The organism is Thermomonospora catenispora, assembly GCF_006363815.1.
GTDB classification, from domain to species: domain Bacteria; phylum Actinomycetota; class Actinomycetes; order Streptosporangiales; family Streptosporangiaceae; genus Thermomonospora; species Thermomonospora catenispora.
The window spans coordinates 1-13331 of record NZ_RRYT01000055.1 but is presented as its reverse complement, the minus strand read 5'-3'; the positions used below and the strand labels follow the sequence as shown (position 1 = coordinate 13331).

At 74.2% G+C, this 13331-nt stretch carries 13 protein-coding genes and 1 pseudogene; 7 read left to right on the top strand and 7 right to left on the bottom strand.

Translation table 11 applies throughout. The features are described 5' to 3' along the window. Positions 1 to 286 (top strand): annotated as a pseudogene (locus EIO00_RS24900) (hypothetical protein); the annotation flags it as partial. Here EIO00_RS24900 and EIO00_RS23165 read toward each other — a convergent pair. Both EIO00_RS23165 and ispD read right to left on the bottom strand, forming a co-directional pair. Continuing rightward, positions 277 to 1083 carry a glycerophosphodiester phosphodiesterase gene (locus tag EIO00_RS23165; protein WP_140182417.1) on the bottom strand — a complete coding sequence of 269 codons (807 nt, stop codon included), beginning with the start codon at positions 1081 to 1083 and terminating at the stop codon, positions 277 to 279. The pseudogene EIO00_RS24900 and the gene EIO00_RS23165 sit on opposite strands and share 10 nt — an antisense overlap. Then, positions 1080 to 1793: a 2-C-methyl-D-erythritol 4-phosphate cytidylyltransferase gene (gene ispD / locus EIO00_RS23160; protein WP_140182415.1), complete on the bottom strand. Its 714-nt coding sequence runs from the start codon at positions 1791 to 1793 to the stop codon at positions 1080 to 1082. Before ispD ends, EIO00_RS23165 begins: the two co-directional genes overlap by 4 nt. 95 nt (positions 1794 to 1888) lie before the next feature. Between ispD and EIO00_RS25730 the strand changes: the two genes are divergently transcribed. From EIO00_RS25730 to EIO00_RS23130, 6 genes are all read left to right on the top strand, one after another. Beyond that, positions 1889 to 3397 carry a CDP-alcohol phosphatidyltransferase family protein gene (locus EIO00_RS25730; RefSeq protein ID WP_140182413.1) on the top strand — a complete coding sequence of 503 codons (1509 nt, stop codon included), beginning with the start codon at positions 1889 to 1891 and terminating at the stop codon, positions 3395 to 3397. Beyond that, complete coding sequence (locus EIO00_RS25725; RefSeq protein WP_140182412.1) at positions 3394 to 4077, top strand: DUF5941 domain-containing protein; 684 nt, start codon at positions 3394 to 3396, stop codon at positions 4075 to 4077. The genes EIO00_RS25730 and EIO00_RS25725 overlap by 4 nt, the downstream gene beginning before the upstream one ends. Positions 4078 to 4096: 19 nt before the next feature. Beyond that, positions 4097 to 4828, top strand: coding sequence for a phosphocholine cytidylyltransferase family protein (locus EIO00_RS23145; protein WP_140182410.1), 732 nt, complete (start codon positions 4097 to 4099; stop codon positions 4826 to 4828). 3 nt (positions 4829 to 4831) lie between these two features. After that, the gene (locus tag EIO00_RS23140; protein WP_140182408.1) at positions 4832 to 5905 is read left to right on the top strand and encodes an iron-containing alcohol dehydrogenase family protein; all 1074 of its coding nucleotides are present in this window, start codon (positions 4832 to 4834) and stop codon (positions 5903 to 5905) included. Beyond that, a complete protein-coding gene (locus EIO00_RS23135) occupies positions 5883 to 6710 on the top strand; it encodes a CDP-alcohol phosphatidyltransferase family protein (protein ID WP_140182406.1) in 828 nt (275 codons plus the stop codon). The genes EIO00_RS23140 and EIO00_RS23135 overlap by 23 nt, the downstream gene beginning before the upstream one ends. Before the next feature lie 197 nt (positions 6711 to 6907). Beyond that, positions 6908 to 7762, top strand: a complete 855-nt coding sequence (locus EIO00_RS23130) for a glycosyltransferase family 2 protein (RefSeq protein WP_241661550.1) — start codon at positions 6908 to 6910, stop codon at positions 7760 to 7762. A 52-nt stretch (positions 7763 to 7814) separates the two neighbouring features. Here the strand turns inward: EIO00_RS23130 and EIO00_RS23125 are convergent, their stop codons facing one another. From EIO00_RS23125 to EIO00_RS23105, 5 genes are all read right to left on the bottom strand, one after another. Then, positions 7815 to 10184, bottom strand: a complete 2370-nt coding sequence (locus EIO00_RS23125; protein WP_140182404.1) for a UvrD-helicase domain-containing protein — start codon at positions 10182 to 10184, stop codon at positions 7815 to 7817. Between the two features lie 75 nt (positions 10185 to 10259). Then, a complete protein-coding gene (locus EIO00_RS23120) occupies positions 10260 to 10955 on the bottom strand; it encodes an acetoacetate decarboxylase family protein (protein WP_140182402.1) in 696 nt (231 codons plus the stop codon). Positions 10956 to 11108: 153 nt separating this feature from the next. Next, the gene (locus EIO00_RS23115) at positions 11109 to 11603 is read right to left on the bottom strand and encodes an SRPBCC family protein (protein ID WP_175596316.1); all 495 of its coding nucleotides are present in this window, start codon (positions 11601 to 11603) and stop codon (positions 11109 to 11111) included. An 8-nt stretch (positions 11604 to 11611) separates the two neighbouring features. Further along, a complete protein-coding gene (locus EIO00_RS23110) occupies positions 11612 to 12226 on the bottom strand; it encodes an HD domain-containing protein (protein WP_140182398.1) in 615 nt (204 codons plus the stop codon). A 212-nt stretch (positions 12227 to 12438) separates the two neighbouring features. After that, the gene (locus tag EIO00_RS23105; protein WP_140182396.1) at positions 12439 to 13296 is read right to left on the bottom strand and encodes a sulfotransferase family protein; all 858 of its coding nucleotides are present in this window, start codon (positions 13294 to 13296) and stop codon (positions 12439 to 12441) included. Between the last annotated feature and the right edge of the window lie 35 nt (positions 13297 to 13331).

Here is a 13331-nt window from a genome sequence, read left to right as displayed (position 1 = left end):
GGCGCTGCCGGCGGGCCCGGGCGCTCCCGCGGCGCCGGCGGGCCCGGGCGGCGCCCCCGACGGGCCCTCCCCGGCCGGGGTGCCGGTGGGGCCGGGAGCGCCTCCCTTGCACGAGTCCGGCCCTCCCTACATCCCGCCGCAGCCGGCGGGGGACGCGCCCCCGCCGCAGCGGTACGGGCCGCCGGACCGGCCCGGGCAGGACTCCGAGGAGGAGGACCAGCCCGGCGAGTGGACCCGCATCTACGGCGGCGAGGGCGCGCGCAGGGACGAGGGCCGTCAGTCCTGAACGGCCTCCTCCGCCGGATCCGGCACGTCCGGATCCGGCGCGGCCAGCGCCGCGACCACCCCGGGCACGTCGTTGACCACCATGGCGTCCACCCCGGCGGCGGCGTACCGGGGGGCGTCGGCCGGGGAGGGGCACCAGGCCAGCACCTCCAGCCCGGCCTTGTGCGCCACGTCCACGTTGTGCTCCAGCGGCCGCAGCCGGGCGTCCGGCGGGTCGAACCCGCATGAGCCGGTGTGCAGGCCCACCGCGTTCATGCCCAGCCCCGCGGCCGCGGCCACCGCGTGCCACAGCGGGAACCGCACCCAGGTCAGCAGTCCCAGCGGCACCGCGTTCCCCAGCTCCTCCCGCAGCCCCAGCAGCAGCGCCGGGTCGAAGGAGGTGACCACCAGCGGGCGCCGCCGGGCCTCGGCCTTCAGCAGCGGGGCCAGCAGCGCCCCGGTGCGCCGGGCGGGCGGGTCGACGGCGTCCTCCACGATCGTCTTGACGTCGACGTCCAGCGGGATCTCCGGCGGGAGCGCGTCGAACACCTCGGCCAGCCGGGGCAGCCCGGACTCCGCCGCCGTGCGGTCCACCAGGAAGGCCCCGTCCGGGCCGGTCGGGTCGTGCCGCAGCACCAGCTCGTCGTCGGCGGTGCGGGTCACGTCGATCTCCACCCAGGACGCCCCGGCCCGCACCGCGCCCAGGATCGACTCCAGGGTGTTCTCCATGACCGGGTCCGCCGCCCCGGGCAGCCGAACGGCGCCGGACCCGGCGCCGCGATGGCCGATCACCACCGGCCGGTCGCCATCGAAGATCACACTGCCTCCCCGTCGGCCGTCCGTCCGGCCAGATGCTCAGCGATCACGATGTCCAGCGGATGGGTGACCTTGAGGTTGCGCTCGTCGCCCTCGACCACCCGGATCGGCACGTCCGGCAGGTACCGGTGCACCACACCGCAGTCGTCGGTGGCGGCGAACCCCGGATCGGCGACGGCCGCCTCGTACGCCTTGCGCAGCGTCCCGATCTTAAAGCCCTGCGGGGTCTGGAAGCGGCTCAACGCGTCCCGCGGCGGCATCTCCTTCACCAGCCCGTCCTCGACCGCCACCACCGTGTCGGTGGCCGGCACGCCGACCGCGACCGCCTCGAACGACTCCAGCGCCGCCAGGCACCGGTCGATGATCTCGCTCGTCACGAACGGCCGCGCCGCGTCGTGCAGCAGGATCCGGACGTCGTCGGGCTCGGCGGCCAGGTCGCGCAGCGCCGCCAGGGTCGACTCGCTGCGGGTGGCCCCGCCCTCGATCACCCTCGACACCCGGCCGTTCCCGTAACGATCTGCTATCTCCCTGGCCACGGGCAGATGCCCGGGCGCCATGACCACGCGCACGTCGGCGACGCCCGGATGGGCGGCGAACGTCGCCACCGAGTACCCCAGGATCGGCCGTCCGCCCACGTCGAGCAGCTGTTTCGGGGTGGCCGCCCCGATCCGTCGGCCGGTGCCGCCGGCCAAGATCACCGCAACCGTTCTCAATGCTCTCCACGTCTCCGATCAACCGCTGTGGTGTGTGCGACCCGCTACGCTGACGTTCCCGTGACCCCCCCACGCAACGCTGCTGGAAGGTGCGCATGACTGTGGCGTTGGTGCTCGCGGCCGACGAGACCGCGGACATCCCCTACGGCAACGGGCCCCACGCCCCGACTCTCCTGCACCGGTGGCTCGACCGGCTCGCCACGCTCAACGTACCGGACGTGCACATCGTCGCCCGGCCGGAGAACGCCGCCCGGTTGCGCAAGGAGGCCGAGGCCGCGAACCGCGCCGCCGGCGTCCAGGTCGTCGAGTCCGGCTCGCCCGCCGAGGACCTGCGGGTCGTCGCCCGGATGGCGCGCGATCTCACCGAGCCGCTGCTGGTGATCCCCGCCGGGACCGTCGTCTCCGACGAGCTGGTGAACCGGCTGGTCTGGCACCGCGGCGAGATCACCGCGATCACCGCCGAGGACGGCGACGGCGCGCCGGTGCGGCAGGGCGCCGTGCGCGTGGCGTCGGCGGGGAGCGGATTCCACCGGGTGACCGAGCCCAACGGGGTGTTCCGCGGACTGCTGCGAGTCACCCCCGCCAAGCGCATGACCTGCGCCAAGGCCGCCGAGAAGATGGCCGCCCTGCTGGAGACCCCGGACGCGCTGCCGGGGGCGGCCGACGACGCCCCCACCCTGCTGCTGGTGGCGCTGGTCCGCTCCGGCGCGCGCGTGCACCGGCTCTCCGAGGAGCCGCTGGTGTGCCGGCGGGTCCGCACCGCCGAGGAGGCCGCGGCGGCGCGCGCCGCGGTCGAGGCGATCGACGAGGACCGGGTCCGGCTGGACGCGGCGGTCAAGAGCGAGGACGGGTTCTTCACCACCTTCGCGGTCAGCACCTACTCCCGGTACATCGCGCGGCTGGCGGCCCGCCTCGGGGCCACCCCCAACATGGTGACCACGCTGTCGATGTCCATCGCGGTCGCCGCGGCGCTCTCGTTCGCCTCCGGCACGCGGATCGGGATGGTCGCCGGCGCGGTGCTGTACTACTTCTCGTTCGTCTTCGACTGCGTGGACGGGCAGCTGGCCCGCTACACCCGCAAGTTCAGCACCTTCGGGGCCTGGCTGGACGCCACTTTCGACCGTGCCAAGGAATACACCGTGTTCGCCGGGCTGGCGGTCGGCGCCACCGCCGCCGCCGAGGGCAGCTCGGTGCACGCCGGGAACGTGTGGGCGCTGGCGGTCGCCGCGATGGTGGCGCAGACCGCCCGTCATATGATCGACTTCGCCTACGGCGCCGCGCGGCGCGCCCGGCCCCCCGCCCCGCTGCCGGTCGTCCCGCTCAGCGACCCCGAGGACGGGCGTGAGCCGACCCCGGCGACGCCGCCCGCTCCCCCGGGCGGGCTGAAGGGCCTGGCCCGCCGGGTGCTGGCGCGGACTCGGTCGGGCCCGGCGTTCTGGGCCAAGAAGATGATCGTGTTCCCGATCGGCGAGCGGTTCGCGGTCGTGTCGATCACCGCCGCGATCTGGAACGCCCGGGTGACCTTCATCGCGCTGCTGTGCTGGGGCGCGGTGGCGGCCGCCTACACCCTGACCGGACGGATCCTGAGGTCGGTGAGCCGATGACCATCACGTTGACCGCCGCCCCGTCCAGCCCGTCGGCCCGCCCGCAGCCCACCCGGCTGCAGGCCTACCGCGACGACGGGCCGCTGGCCGCCGCGTTCGGCAGGCTCACCCAGGGCCGGCTGATCCCGCTGCCCGGCACGGTGCTGGCCGCCGTCGCCACCGGGGCGCTGCTGGTGGCGGCCGGAGCGGACGAGCGCACCCTTCCGCTGCTGTACCCGCCGCTGCTGACGCTGCTGCTGGTGGGGCCCTCGGCGCAGCATCCGCATCTGGGCCGGTTGGACTGGCTCGTCCCTCCCCTGATGCGCGGCATCGAGTATGGTTACCTGGCCGCTTTGGGGTTCGCGCAGGGCGTGTCGGCGCCGGTGATCTACGTGCTGCTGGCCGTTCTCGCCTACCACCACTACGACACCGTCTACCGCACGCGCCAGCGGCTGTGGCCGCGCGAGTGGGTCTTCGCGGCCGGGCTCGGCTGGGAGGGCCGGATGTTCATCGCGGCCTTCGCCGGGCTGTTCGGACAGCTCGCGCCGGCCTACATCGCGTTGGCCGTGTACCTGGGCCTGCTGTTCGGCGTGGAGAGCGTCACGGCGTGGGTGAAGGCGGGTCGCAGCAACGGCGTGCAGGTTGACCTGGAAGAAGAGACCGACGACGAGACCGACCAGGCCGGCCGGGAGGCCGGTTGACCGGTGATGGAGGCACAGCGTGATCGGGATGGTGCTGGCCGCGGGGGCCGGCCGTAGACTACGCCCCTACACCGACACCCTGCCCAAGGCCCTGGTGCCGGTGGATGGTGAGACCACCATCCTCGACATCGCGCTGGGCAATCTCGCGCAGGTCGGGCTCACCGAGGTCGTGGTCGTCGTCGGCTACCGCGCCGAGGCCGTCGAGCGGCGCAAGGCCGCCCTGGAGGAGCGGCACGGGGTGTCGCTGACCCTCGTCCACAACGACAAGGCCGAGGAGTGGAACAACGCCTACTCCCTGTGGCTGGCCCGTGAGCACTTCGCCGAGGGCGTCCTCCTGGTCAACGGCGACACCGTCCATCCGGTGAGCGTCGAGAAGACGCTGCTCGCGGCCCGGGGACCGGAGATCGTCCTGGCGGTGGACGATGTGAAGGCCCTGGCCGACGAGGAGATGAAGGTGACCCTGGACGAGTCGGGTCACCTGGCGCGCATCACCAAGCTGATGGACCCGGCCACCGCGCACGGCGAGTACATCGGCGCCACGCTGATCGAGCCGTCGGCCGCCGACCGGCTGGCCGACGCCCTCAAGGCCACCTGGGAGAACGACCCGGACCTGTACTACGAGGACGGGTACCAGGAGTTCGTGAACCGAGGCGGCAAGATCGCCATCGCCCCGATCGGCTCGGTCGAGTGGGTCGAGGTCGACAACCACGACGACCTGGAGAAGGCACGGCGGATCGCCAAGGGGTACTGACGCATGCCACAGCTCATGCGATCGCTGTCCGCGCCGCTGTCGGTGGAGATCCGGCGCGGGGCGGTGGCGGCACTCGGTGAACTCCTGGCCGACCGGCGGATCGCCACCGAGGGCCGGGTCGCCATCGCGGTCGGCCCCGGCCAGGGCGACGCCATCGCCGAGCAGGTCAGGCCCTCGCTGACCAAGTGCGACGTGTTCCGCGTGTCGGGCGGCACCGTGGACGCCGCCGTGGAGCTGTCCTCCCGGCTGCGCTCGGACTGGTACGAGGCGGTGGTGGGGATCGGCGGCGGCCGGACCATCGACGCCACCAAGTACGCCGCCACGCTGGCCGGCATCCCCATGGTGTCGGTGGCCACCAATCTCTCCCACGACGGCATCTGCTCCCCGGTCGCCTCGCTGGAGCACGACAAGGGCAAGGGCTCGTTCGGGGTGGCGATGCCGCTGGCCATGATCGTCGACCTGGACTACGTGCACAACGCGCCGGAACGGCTGGTGCGCGCCGGGATCGGCGACGTGATCAGCAACCTGTCGGCGGTGGAGGACTGGCTGCTGGCCGCCGAGGACTGCGGCGAGCCGGTGGACCGGCTGGCGCTCACCCTGGCCCGCACCGCCGCCGAGGCCCTGCTCTACCAGCCGGAGTCGATCGAGTCCGACCACTTCCTGACGGTGCTGGCCGAAGGGCTGGTGATGTCGGGCATGGCGATGTCGTTCGCCGGCTCCTCCCGGCCCTCCAGCGGCGGGGACCACGAGATCCTGCACGCCGTCGACCAGCTCTTCCCCGGCACCGCCAACCACGGGGAGCTGGCCGGCCTGGGCGCCGCGTTCTGCTTCTTCCTGCGCGACCGCTTCCTGGGCTCCGGCGGGGAGCGGCTCAAGGAGGTCGTGGCCTGCCTGGAACGGCACCGGCTCCCCTGGCTGCCCGGCGAGGTCGGGCTGAGCGAGGAGCAGTTCGCCGAGGCGGTGCTGTACGCCCCGCAGACCAGGCCCGGCCGGTACACGGTGCTGGAACGGCTGGACCTCGACCACGACGCCGTGCTGACCGCGGTGAAGGATTATGTCCGCTCCTACGGGGACTGAGGCCGCGGCGCGCACCCGGCGCGGGGCGCGGGTCGCCGACGTGCGCGCCCTCGGCCAGCCGCCGGGGCTCAAGGAACGCCGCAACGAGGAGCACTGGGCGGGGCGGCTCTACATGCGGTCGCTGTCGCCGTACGTGTCCTGGGCGCTGCTGCGGCTGGGGCTGTCGCCCAACCAGGTCACCTACCTGATGATCGCCACCGGTCTCGCGGCGGCGGCGGTGCTGTCGCTGCCGGGGGCCGCGCTGTGGCCCGCGCTGGCGGCCGCGGCGTTGGTGCAGGCGTATCTGCTGCTGGACTGCGTCGACGGCGAGATGGCCCGCTACCTGCAGCGGACCTCGGTGACCGGGGTGTACCTGGACCGCATCGGCCACTACTTGGTCGAGGTGGCGCTGCTGGCGGCGCTCGGCGTCCGCGCCCAGGGCGCCTGGGAGTCCGGCGGCTATGTGGAGCTGGGGCTGCTCGCCGCATTGGGCGCCGCGCTGATCAAGGCCGAGACCGACAACGTGGTGGTGGCGCGCGCCAAGTCGGGGCTGCCGGTGACGCCGGCGGCCGGGGACCGGGCGCTGCGTCCGCGGTCCACCGGACTGGCGCTGGCCCGCCAGCTGGCCGCTGCGCTGCGGGTGCACCGGATCATCGGCGCGGTGGAGCTGTCCCTGCTGATCGCGGCGGTCGCGGCGGCGGACTCGCTGGGCGGCTGGCGCACCCCGGCGGCCACCCGGGCGCTGACCGTCGCGGTGGCGGCGGTGGCCGTGGTGCAGACCGTGGCGCACCTGGTCAGCATCCTCGCCTCGCGCAGGCTGCGATGACCGTGATGAACGGCGCCTTTCCGCGAAATGCACGGTGATCGATCGCGAGGTGAAAGACTTCTGCGCAAGTGCGACCTGAGAGGGGTGCCGTGCGCTCTGGTGAGCTGTTCGCGGAAGAGGACGTGACGACCTCGCGTGAGGCCGACTCCGCTCCCCGGCGGGACGGCGGGGTGCTGCTGTCGGTCATCGTCTTGACGATGGGCAACCGTCCGGCGGAGCTGGCCCGCGCCGTGCGCAGCGCCCTCGCCCAGGAGGACGTGGACGTCGAGGTGATCCTGGTCGGCAACGGGGTGCCCGAGGACTGGCGGCCGGGAGACGATGAGATCTTCCGCGACGAGCGCGTCAGGCTGGTGCGCCTGCCGGAGAACCTGGGAATCCCCGCCGGACGCAACCGGGGGGTGGCCGAGGCCGCGGGGGAGATCCTGGTCTTCCTCGACGACGACGGCTGGTACGACTCCACCCGGCTCGGCGTGCACCTGCGGGACCGGTTCGCCGCCGACCCGAGGCTGGGGATCATCTCGTTCCGGATCCGCGACCCCGAAGGCGGGCCGGGCGAGCGCCGGCACGTGCCGCGGCTGCGGGTCGGCGACCCGGGACGTTCCTCCGAGGTGACGACCTTCCTGGGCGGGGCCTGCGCGATCCGCCGGGCGGCGTTCGAGGCCGCCGGCGGCCTGCCGGACGACTTCTTCTACGCCCATGAGGAGCTCGACCTGGGGTGGCAGGCCATCAACGCCGGCTACCGGATCATGTACGACGCCGAGGCGGTGATGCTGCATCCGCCGGCGCCGCCCACCCGGCACGCGATGTTCTACCGCCTCAACGCCCGCAACCGGGTGTGGCTGGCCCGCCGGAACCTGCCCTGGCCGCTGGCGCTGATCTACTGCACGGTGTGGGTGGTGTTGACGGTGCTGCGGGTGCGCCGCCCCTCGGCGCTCAAGCTCTGGTTCGCGGGCTTCGCCGAGGGCTGGCGCAAGCCGGCCGGCCGGCGCCGCCCCATCTCCTGGCGCGCCGTCTGGCGGATGACCCGGGCGGGACGGCCCCCCGTCATCTGACGCCGTCATCTGACGGGACGGGGCGCCGACCGGGGCGGGCGCCCCGGCCCGCTCAGGTGAGCAGGCGCTCCCAGGCGGGGTCGGCGGTGAGCACGGTCAGCCGCTGGGTGGCGCGGGACACCGCGACGTACAGGATCCGCAGGCCGCGCGGCGACTGGTCGGCCACCGTCTCGGGGGCGCAGATCACCGCCGCGTCGAACTCCAGGCCCTTGGCCTCCAGCACGTCGAGCACCTGCACCCGCTCGGGGAGGCCGGCGGCCAGGGCGGCGTGGTCGCGGGCGGTCCACCGCTCCCCGTCCGGCAGCGGGACGAGCACGCCGATGGTGCCCTCCACCTGCTCCAGCAGCGTCCGGACCGCCTCACGCGCCGCGGCGTGCATCGCCTCCTCGGGCACCAGGCGGATCACCGGACGCACCCCCGAGCCGCGGACCGCGCGGGCGGGCCGGGCGCCGGGCAGCGCCAGCTCCAGCACCCGCGCCGACACCTCGGCGATCTCGGTGGTGTTGCGGTAGTTGGTGGTCAGCTCGTACTCGTAGCGGGGCCGGGCACGGCCGCGCCGCCGCCGGGACGACGGGCCGCTGATCGCGGCCTCCATCGCCGCCCGCGCCTCCTCCAAGTCCTCCCAGGCGCTCTGCGCCGGGTCCGTCACGATCGTCCAGGTGGCCTGGCGGCCCCGGCGGCCCAGCATGCGCCACTGCATGGGGGACAGGTCCTGGGCCTCGTCCACCACGATGTGGCCGTACTCGGGCCGGGCGTCCTCCTCGGTCTCGTCATCGACCCGGCGGGCCCGCTCCAGCCGCTCGATGACGCTGGTCACCTCGCGCAGGCCCGCCTCCTCGTCCCCCTCGGCGAGCTCCTCGCCGGTGAGGACGGCCCGGGCGCCCGCCGCATACGGGTCCTCCTCGGCGGAGGAGGCGCGGGAGGGCCGGGGCGGGGGGCCGAGCAGCGCGTCGATCTCATCCAGCAGCGCGATGTCCTGGTAGCCGAGCACCGGCCGCTCTCCGCTCAGCGCCTCGGCCCAGGCGGCGGCCAGCCGGTCGGCGTCGGGCCGGGGCAGATCCCGGCCCGCGGCCCGGCGCATCCGGTCCCGGTCGCCGAGGGAGCGCAGCACCTCCAGCGGGGTGCGGATCGGCCACCAGGCGGACAGGAAGTCGGTGAACGCCCGCTGCTGACGCACGTTGGCCTCGAACGCCTCGCGGCCGGTGCGGGTCCGCACCGTGGACCGCCGGCCGTCGAGGGCCTCCAGGCCGCTCTCGGCGAGGAGGCCCTCCCACAGCGCCAGCTCCCCCTGCATCTGCGCGCCCGGATCGTGATCGGGGCCGCCGACCTCGACATAGCGCCGCCACAGCTCCTCCAGCAGCGTCTCGGCGACCCGGCGGCGGGCGGCGTTGACGCCGCCGGCGCTGCGCCGGTGGAGCCGGGTGCGCAGCCTGTCCAGGGTCTTGCGGTCCAGCCGGACGACCACCCCGGCGTGCACCACCCGCAGCTCGTCGGGAGCCCCCGGGGGATGGTCGGCCACGGCCCTCCTGAGGACCGCCGCCATCGCCTGCGATCCTTTGATCCTGGCCAGCTCGGGCGGGTCGTGGACGGTGGCCGACACCCCGGGCACCAGGTCGCCCAGCGAGCGCAGCACCGCCGAATCCTCTCCCAGCGACGGCAGCACCCGCGCGATGTAGGAGGTGAACCGGCGGTTGGGACCGACGACCAGCACCCCTCGGGAGCCGAACCGGCGGCGGTGCCGGAACAGCAGGTACGCCACCCGGTGCAGGGCCACCGCGGTCTTGCCGGTGCCGGGGGCGCCGCGCACCAGCACCGTCCCGTCGGCGGGCGCGCGGATCACCTCGTCCTGCTCGCGCTGGATGGTGGCGACGATGTCGCGCATCGTGCCCTCGCGGGTGCGCGCCAGCGAGGCCAGGAACGCCCCGTCGCCCACGATCGTCAGGGAGTCGGCGGCGGACGGGTCCAGCAGGTCGTCCTCCAGGTCCACCACCGTGCGGCCGCGGGTGTGCAGCACCCGGCGGCGGACCACGCCGCGCCGGTCCTCGGGGGTGGCGCGGTAGAACGCCTCGGCGGCCGGGGCCCGCCAGTCGATGACCATCGGCTCCTGCTCACGGGTGCGCACCCCGATCCGGCCGATGTAGCGGGTCTCTCCGCCGGCCAGGTCCAGCCGGCCGAACACCAGCCCGTCGTCGGCCGCGTCGAGGGCCTGCGCGCGCAACGCGGCCTGGTACACCATGGCGTCCCGGTCGACCAGCGACCCCTTGGTGCCGGCCAGCGCCTGCCGATACCCCTCCTTGATCATTTCCTGGGCCTCGGCGCGCATCTCCGCGAGCCGGGCGTACGCGGAGTCGACGCGGCGCTGCTCGACGGCCATCTCGGCGTCCTTGACCGTGGCGGATCGTCCGGCGACCGGAGACGACATGCAGGCGGCTCCCTCGACACAGGCGGGCGAGGGACCAAGCTTACGCGGCCTGTGAAGCGGATCGGACGAGGGCGTTCAAGGCGTCACGGGAACGCCCTCGTGAAAGAGCATCCGCACCCGGGAGGCGCTCGCGCTGCTCAGCGAGACGGCCCGGTGCAGTCCCAGCCGGCGCAGCTCCTCGGCCACCGGATGGTCGCCCGGCGAGACCACGGCGCCGCCCGGCCGGGCCCGTATCCCGCCGGGCTCGACGGTCCAGGGGATCCGGCGGGTGACGCCGTCCAGGCAGGAGAACGCGACCAGCGACGGGGCGGTGCGGACGGCGGGCAGCGGCGGGCCGGACCGCACCGACATGGCGACCGCCGAGCGCCCGTCGACCTTCACCGCGCAGCGGGTGCCCCGGGCGGTGGTCTCCGCCGGGATCTCGGCCATCAGCTTGGGGAACCCCCAGATCGACCGGCCCGCCTCCAAGGTGAACGCCTGATCCACCGGCAGCCAGTGCACGAACGCCCCCGCCCCGCCCGTCTCCGGGTCGCGGACCAGGAACGTCACCGCGAACTCGTGGTAGGGCCCCAGATCCCCCTCCAGATAGCGGGCGAACGCCAGCGCGCACACGGCACGGCCGGGCAGCGGCCGGACGACGCGCAACCCCGAGTAGTCGATGATCGACTGGGCGGTGGCGGCCGGCACGGCGAACATCGCCGAGGCCACCGCGGCCTTCCGGACCCGCACCGGCGTGGCGACCCGCTCGCCCTGGATCAGATGAGCGCCCACGGACCCCAGTAGACCAGGCGACGGCCCGCTCGTCACGGAGATCCCGCCGGGCGGGACGCCGGCCCCGCCGCGACGCGCCCGGGGACGTGCCCGAGAGGCGTCCGGTCCCGCCGAAGGGGCGCGTCCGGCGCCGCCCGCGGAGAACGCCCGGGATCACCCGGCCTCGACGGCTGCCTTGATGCGTTCCAGCGTGATGCGCATGCCCCGCCGGTTGTGCGCCGCCCGCCGTTCGGCGGGGACCCCGGTGAACACCCGGCCCAGCAGCGACACCAGCGCCGCTCCGCGGCCCTCCCGGCGCAGGTCCTCCCAGTACTCGGTGAGCCGGGTGCGGCCCTCGCCGATGCCCTCCATCCGGTAGCCCCACACCGCCACCGGGACGCCCAGGCTCGACACCCGGAACGCGAACGCCTCGCCCGGCACCGCCGCCGTCACCCGTCCGGTGGTGAACCACACCCGCCACCGGATCCGGTTGAACCCGACGAAGGCGGTGCCCGGCTCCGCCCGCCCCTTCGACCGGCCGAGCACCCACACCGCGAAGCACTCCGGGCTCCATCGGCCCATCCGCCGCAGATCAGCCACCGCCTCGTACACCCGCAGGGGGTCGGCGGCCACCACGAGGCTCTCCTCGGCGACCCATTCGCGTTCCATGCCGCCGATCATCCCAGGTGCGCGAAACGCCTCCGCCAGTCCGCGTACCAGCCCGCGAACCAGCGTCCCCGCTCCCCGCCGACCCGCTCGATCAGCGGGACGATGTAGGTCGTCGTCTCGACGAAGTAGCGGCGCTGGAAGTCCGGCGGCATCCGGTCCAGCGTCTGCACGTTGCTGGCCCGGTCGGCCAGCTTCACGGTGATCGCCTCGGGCGGGGCCTCCCGCAGCCGCCGCAAATAGGCGGTCTTGGCGGCGCGCCTGGCCTGCCGTCCCCGCCCGGCCGCCGGGGGGCTGGTCACCCAGTCCACCAGCTCGGCCACCACCGGCCCGAACCGCTCCTCCACGTCGCCGACGGTGGCGTCGGTGTCCTCCACCGCGTCGTGCAGCACCGCCGCGGCCAGCAGCTCCGGCTCGGTCACCCCGGCGCCGCGCACCAGCACCTCCGCGGCCTCCAGCAGGTGCTCCAGGTAGGGCGCCCCGGTGGGACGCCGCTGCGGGCCGTGCCAGTGCCGCGCCGCCTCCACCGCGCCCTCCACCACGGCGATGTCGGCGGACGGGAAGGCACGGGCCTCCAGATCGGCCCGCGCGATCTCCCAGGTCCGCCACTGGGTGAACATCTGCATGCCTCGTTCGCCTCCCGGTCGCGTCGGGCGGGTGCGCCGCGCCCCCTCGGCCTCCCCGCAGAACGGTACGGGAAGGGGACCGGACGCGGTGACCGCGCGGGCGGCGTGGGCCGGCGGGAGCCAGCGGCGGGGCAGGCCGAGCGCGGGTGCGTGGTCCCGCTCCGGGCCGCTTCGGTGCCGCGGGAGCGGTCCCGGCCCCCGGCGGAGCGGCGTCAGTCGAGATAACCCCAGGTCTTGGCGATCGGGATCAGGGCGTCGGGGATCGTCTCGTCCTCGTCCAGAGCGCGGGCGGGTTGGATCGTTCCTGACTTGATGTTCGCGCTCCAGTCCCCGAAGAACGGCTTGAGCGGGCCGTGGTCCTGCTTGCCGTACTCCAGCATCTCCCGCTCCCACGGGACGCCGAGGTACTCGCAGATCCTGCGGGTCTCCCGCTCGGGGGCGGTGGTCAGGTCCTCATAGCGGACCACCACGCCGGGGACGCGGTCGCGGCAGGACTCCATGCCCTCGGCGTGCCGGAGGACCTCGGCGACCACGTCGTCGAAGACCGCGTGGGGGCGGCGCTTCATCACCGACCCGACGATGGCGGCGGGGTTGCGCCACAGGTAGATGAACCGGGCCTTGGGCCAGGCGCGGAGCAGCCGACGCCAGCGCAGCGCGTTGGCCGGGGTCTTCTCGGCGATGATGCGCTTTCCGCTGCGGTCCAGCTCGTGGTAGAGGAGCCGGTCCCACAGCATGTGCTCCAGCTCCTCCTTGGACAGCTCCAGCTCCTCCACCACCTCCGCGGTGAACTCGGCGGCCAGGCGGACCTGGATGGTGGTGAGGTGCAGCTCGTGCGGCGCGCGGATCGCGGAGTGGCTGTTGAGCAGCACCCGCAGCAGCGTGGAGCCGGAGCGCTGGCACGACAGCACGAACACCGGGGACTCCACGAGCCGTCCCGTGCTCGGTCGGGGCAGCACGGGGGCGGGCCTGCGCCCCGGCGGGCGCACCGCCGCCGCCAGCAGCGCGCTTCTGCGTCGCAGGCCCTTGCGCAGGACCTGCATCCGTCGGTTCGGGCCGTTGCCGTTCGTCATCACTCGTCGTCCGTGTTCATTCGGGAGGGGTCCAG

What these genes read in the sequence shown, in the direction of transcription:
- EIO00_RS25730 (WP_140182413.1), top strand. Translation starts at nt 1,889, where the DNA reads ATGACTGTGGCGTTGGTGCTCGCGGCCGACGAGACCGCGGACATCCCC.
- EIO00_RS23135 (WP_140182406.1), top strand. Translation starts at nt 5,883, where the DNA reads ATGTCCGCTCCTACGGGGACTGAGGCCGCGGCGCGCACCCGGCGCGGG.
- EIO00_RS23105 (WP_140182396.1), bottom strand. Translation starts at nt 13,296, where the DNA reads ATGACGAACGGCAACGGCCCGAACCGACGGATGCAGGTCCTGCGCAAG.
- EIO00_RS25725 (WP_140182412.1), top strand. Translation starts at nt 3,394, where the DNA reads ATGACCATCACGTTGACCGCCGCCCCGTCCAGCCCGTCGGCCCGCCCG.
- EIO00_RS23140 (WP_140182408.1), top strand. Translation starts at nt 4,832, where the DNA reads ATGCCACAGCTCATGCGATCGCTGTCCGCGCCGCTGTCGGTGGAGATC.
- EIO00_RS23125 (WP_140182404.1), bottom strand. Translation starts at nt 10,184, where the DNA reads ATGTCGTCTCCGGTCGCCGGACGATCCGCCACGGTCAAGGACGCCGAG.
- EIO00_RS23110 (WP_140182398.1), bottom strand. Translation starts at nt 12,226, where the DNA reads ATGCAGATGTTCACCCAGTGGCGGACCTGGGAGATCGCGCGGGCCGAT.
- EIO00_RS23115 (WP_175596316.1), bottom strand. Translation starts at nt 11,603, where the DNA reads ATGGAACGCGAATGGGTCGCCGAGGAGAGCCTCGTGGTGGCCGCCGAC.
- EIO00_RS23130 (WP_241661550.1), top strand. Translation starts at nt 6,908, where the DNA reads ATGGGCAACCGTCCGGCGGAGCTGGCCCGCGCCGTGCGCAGCGCCCTC.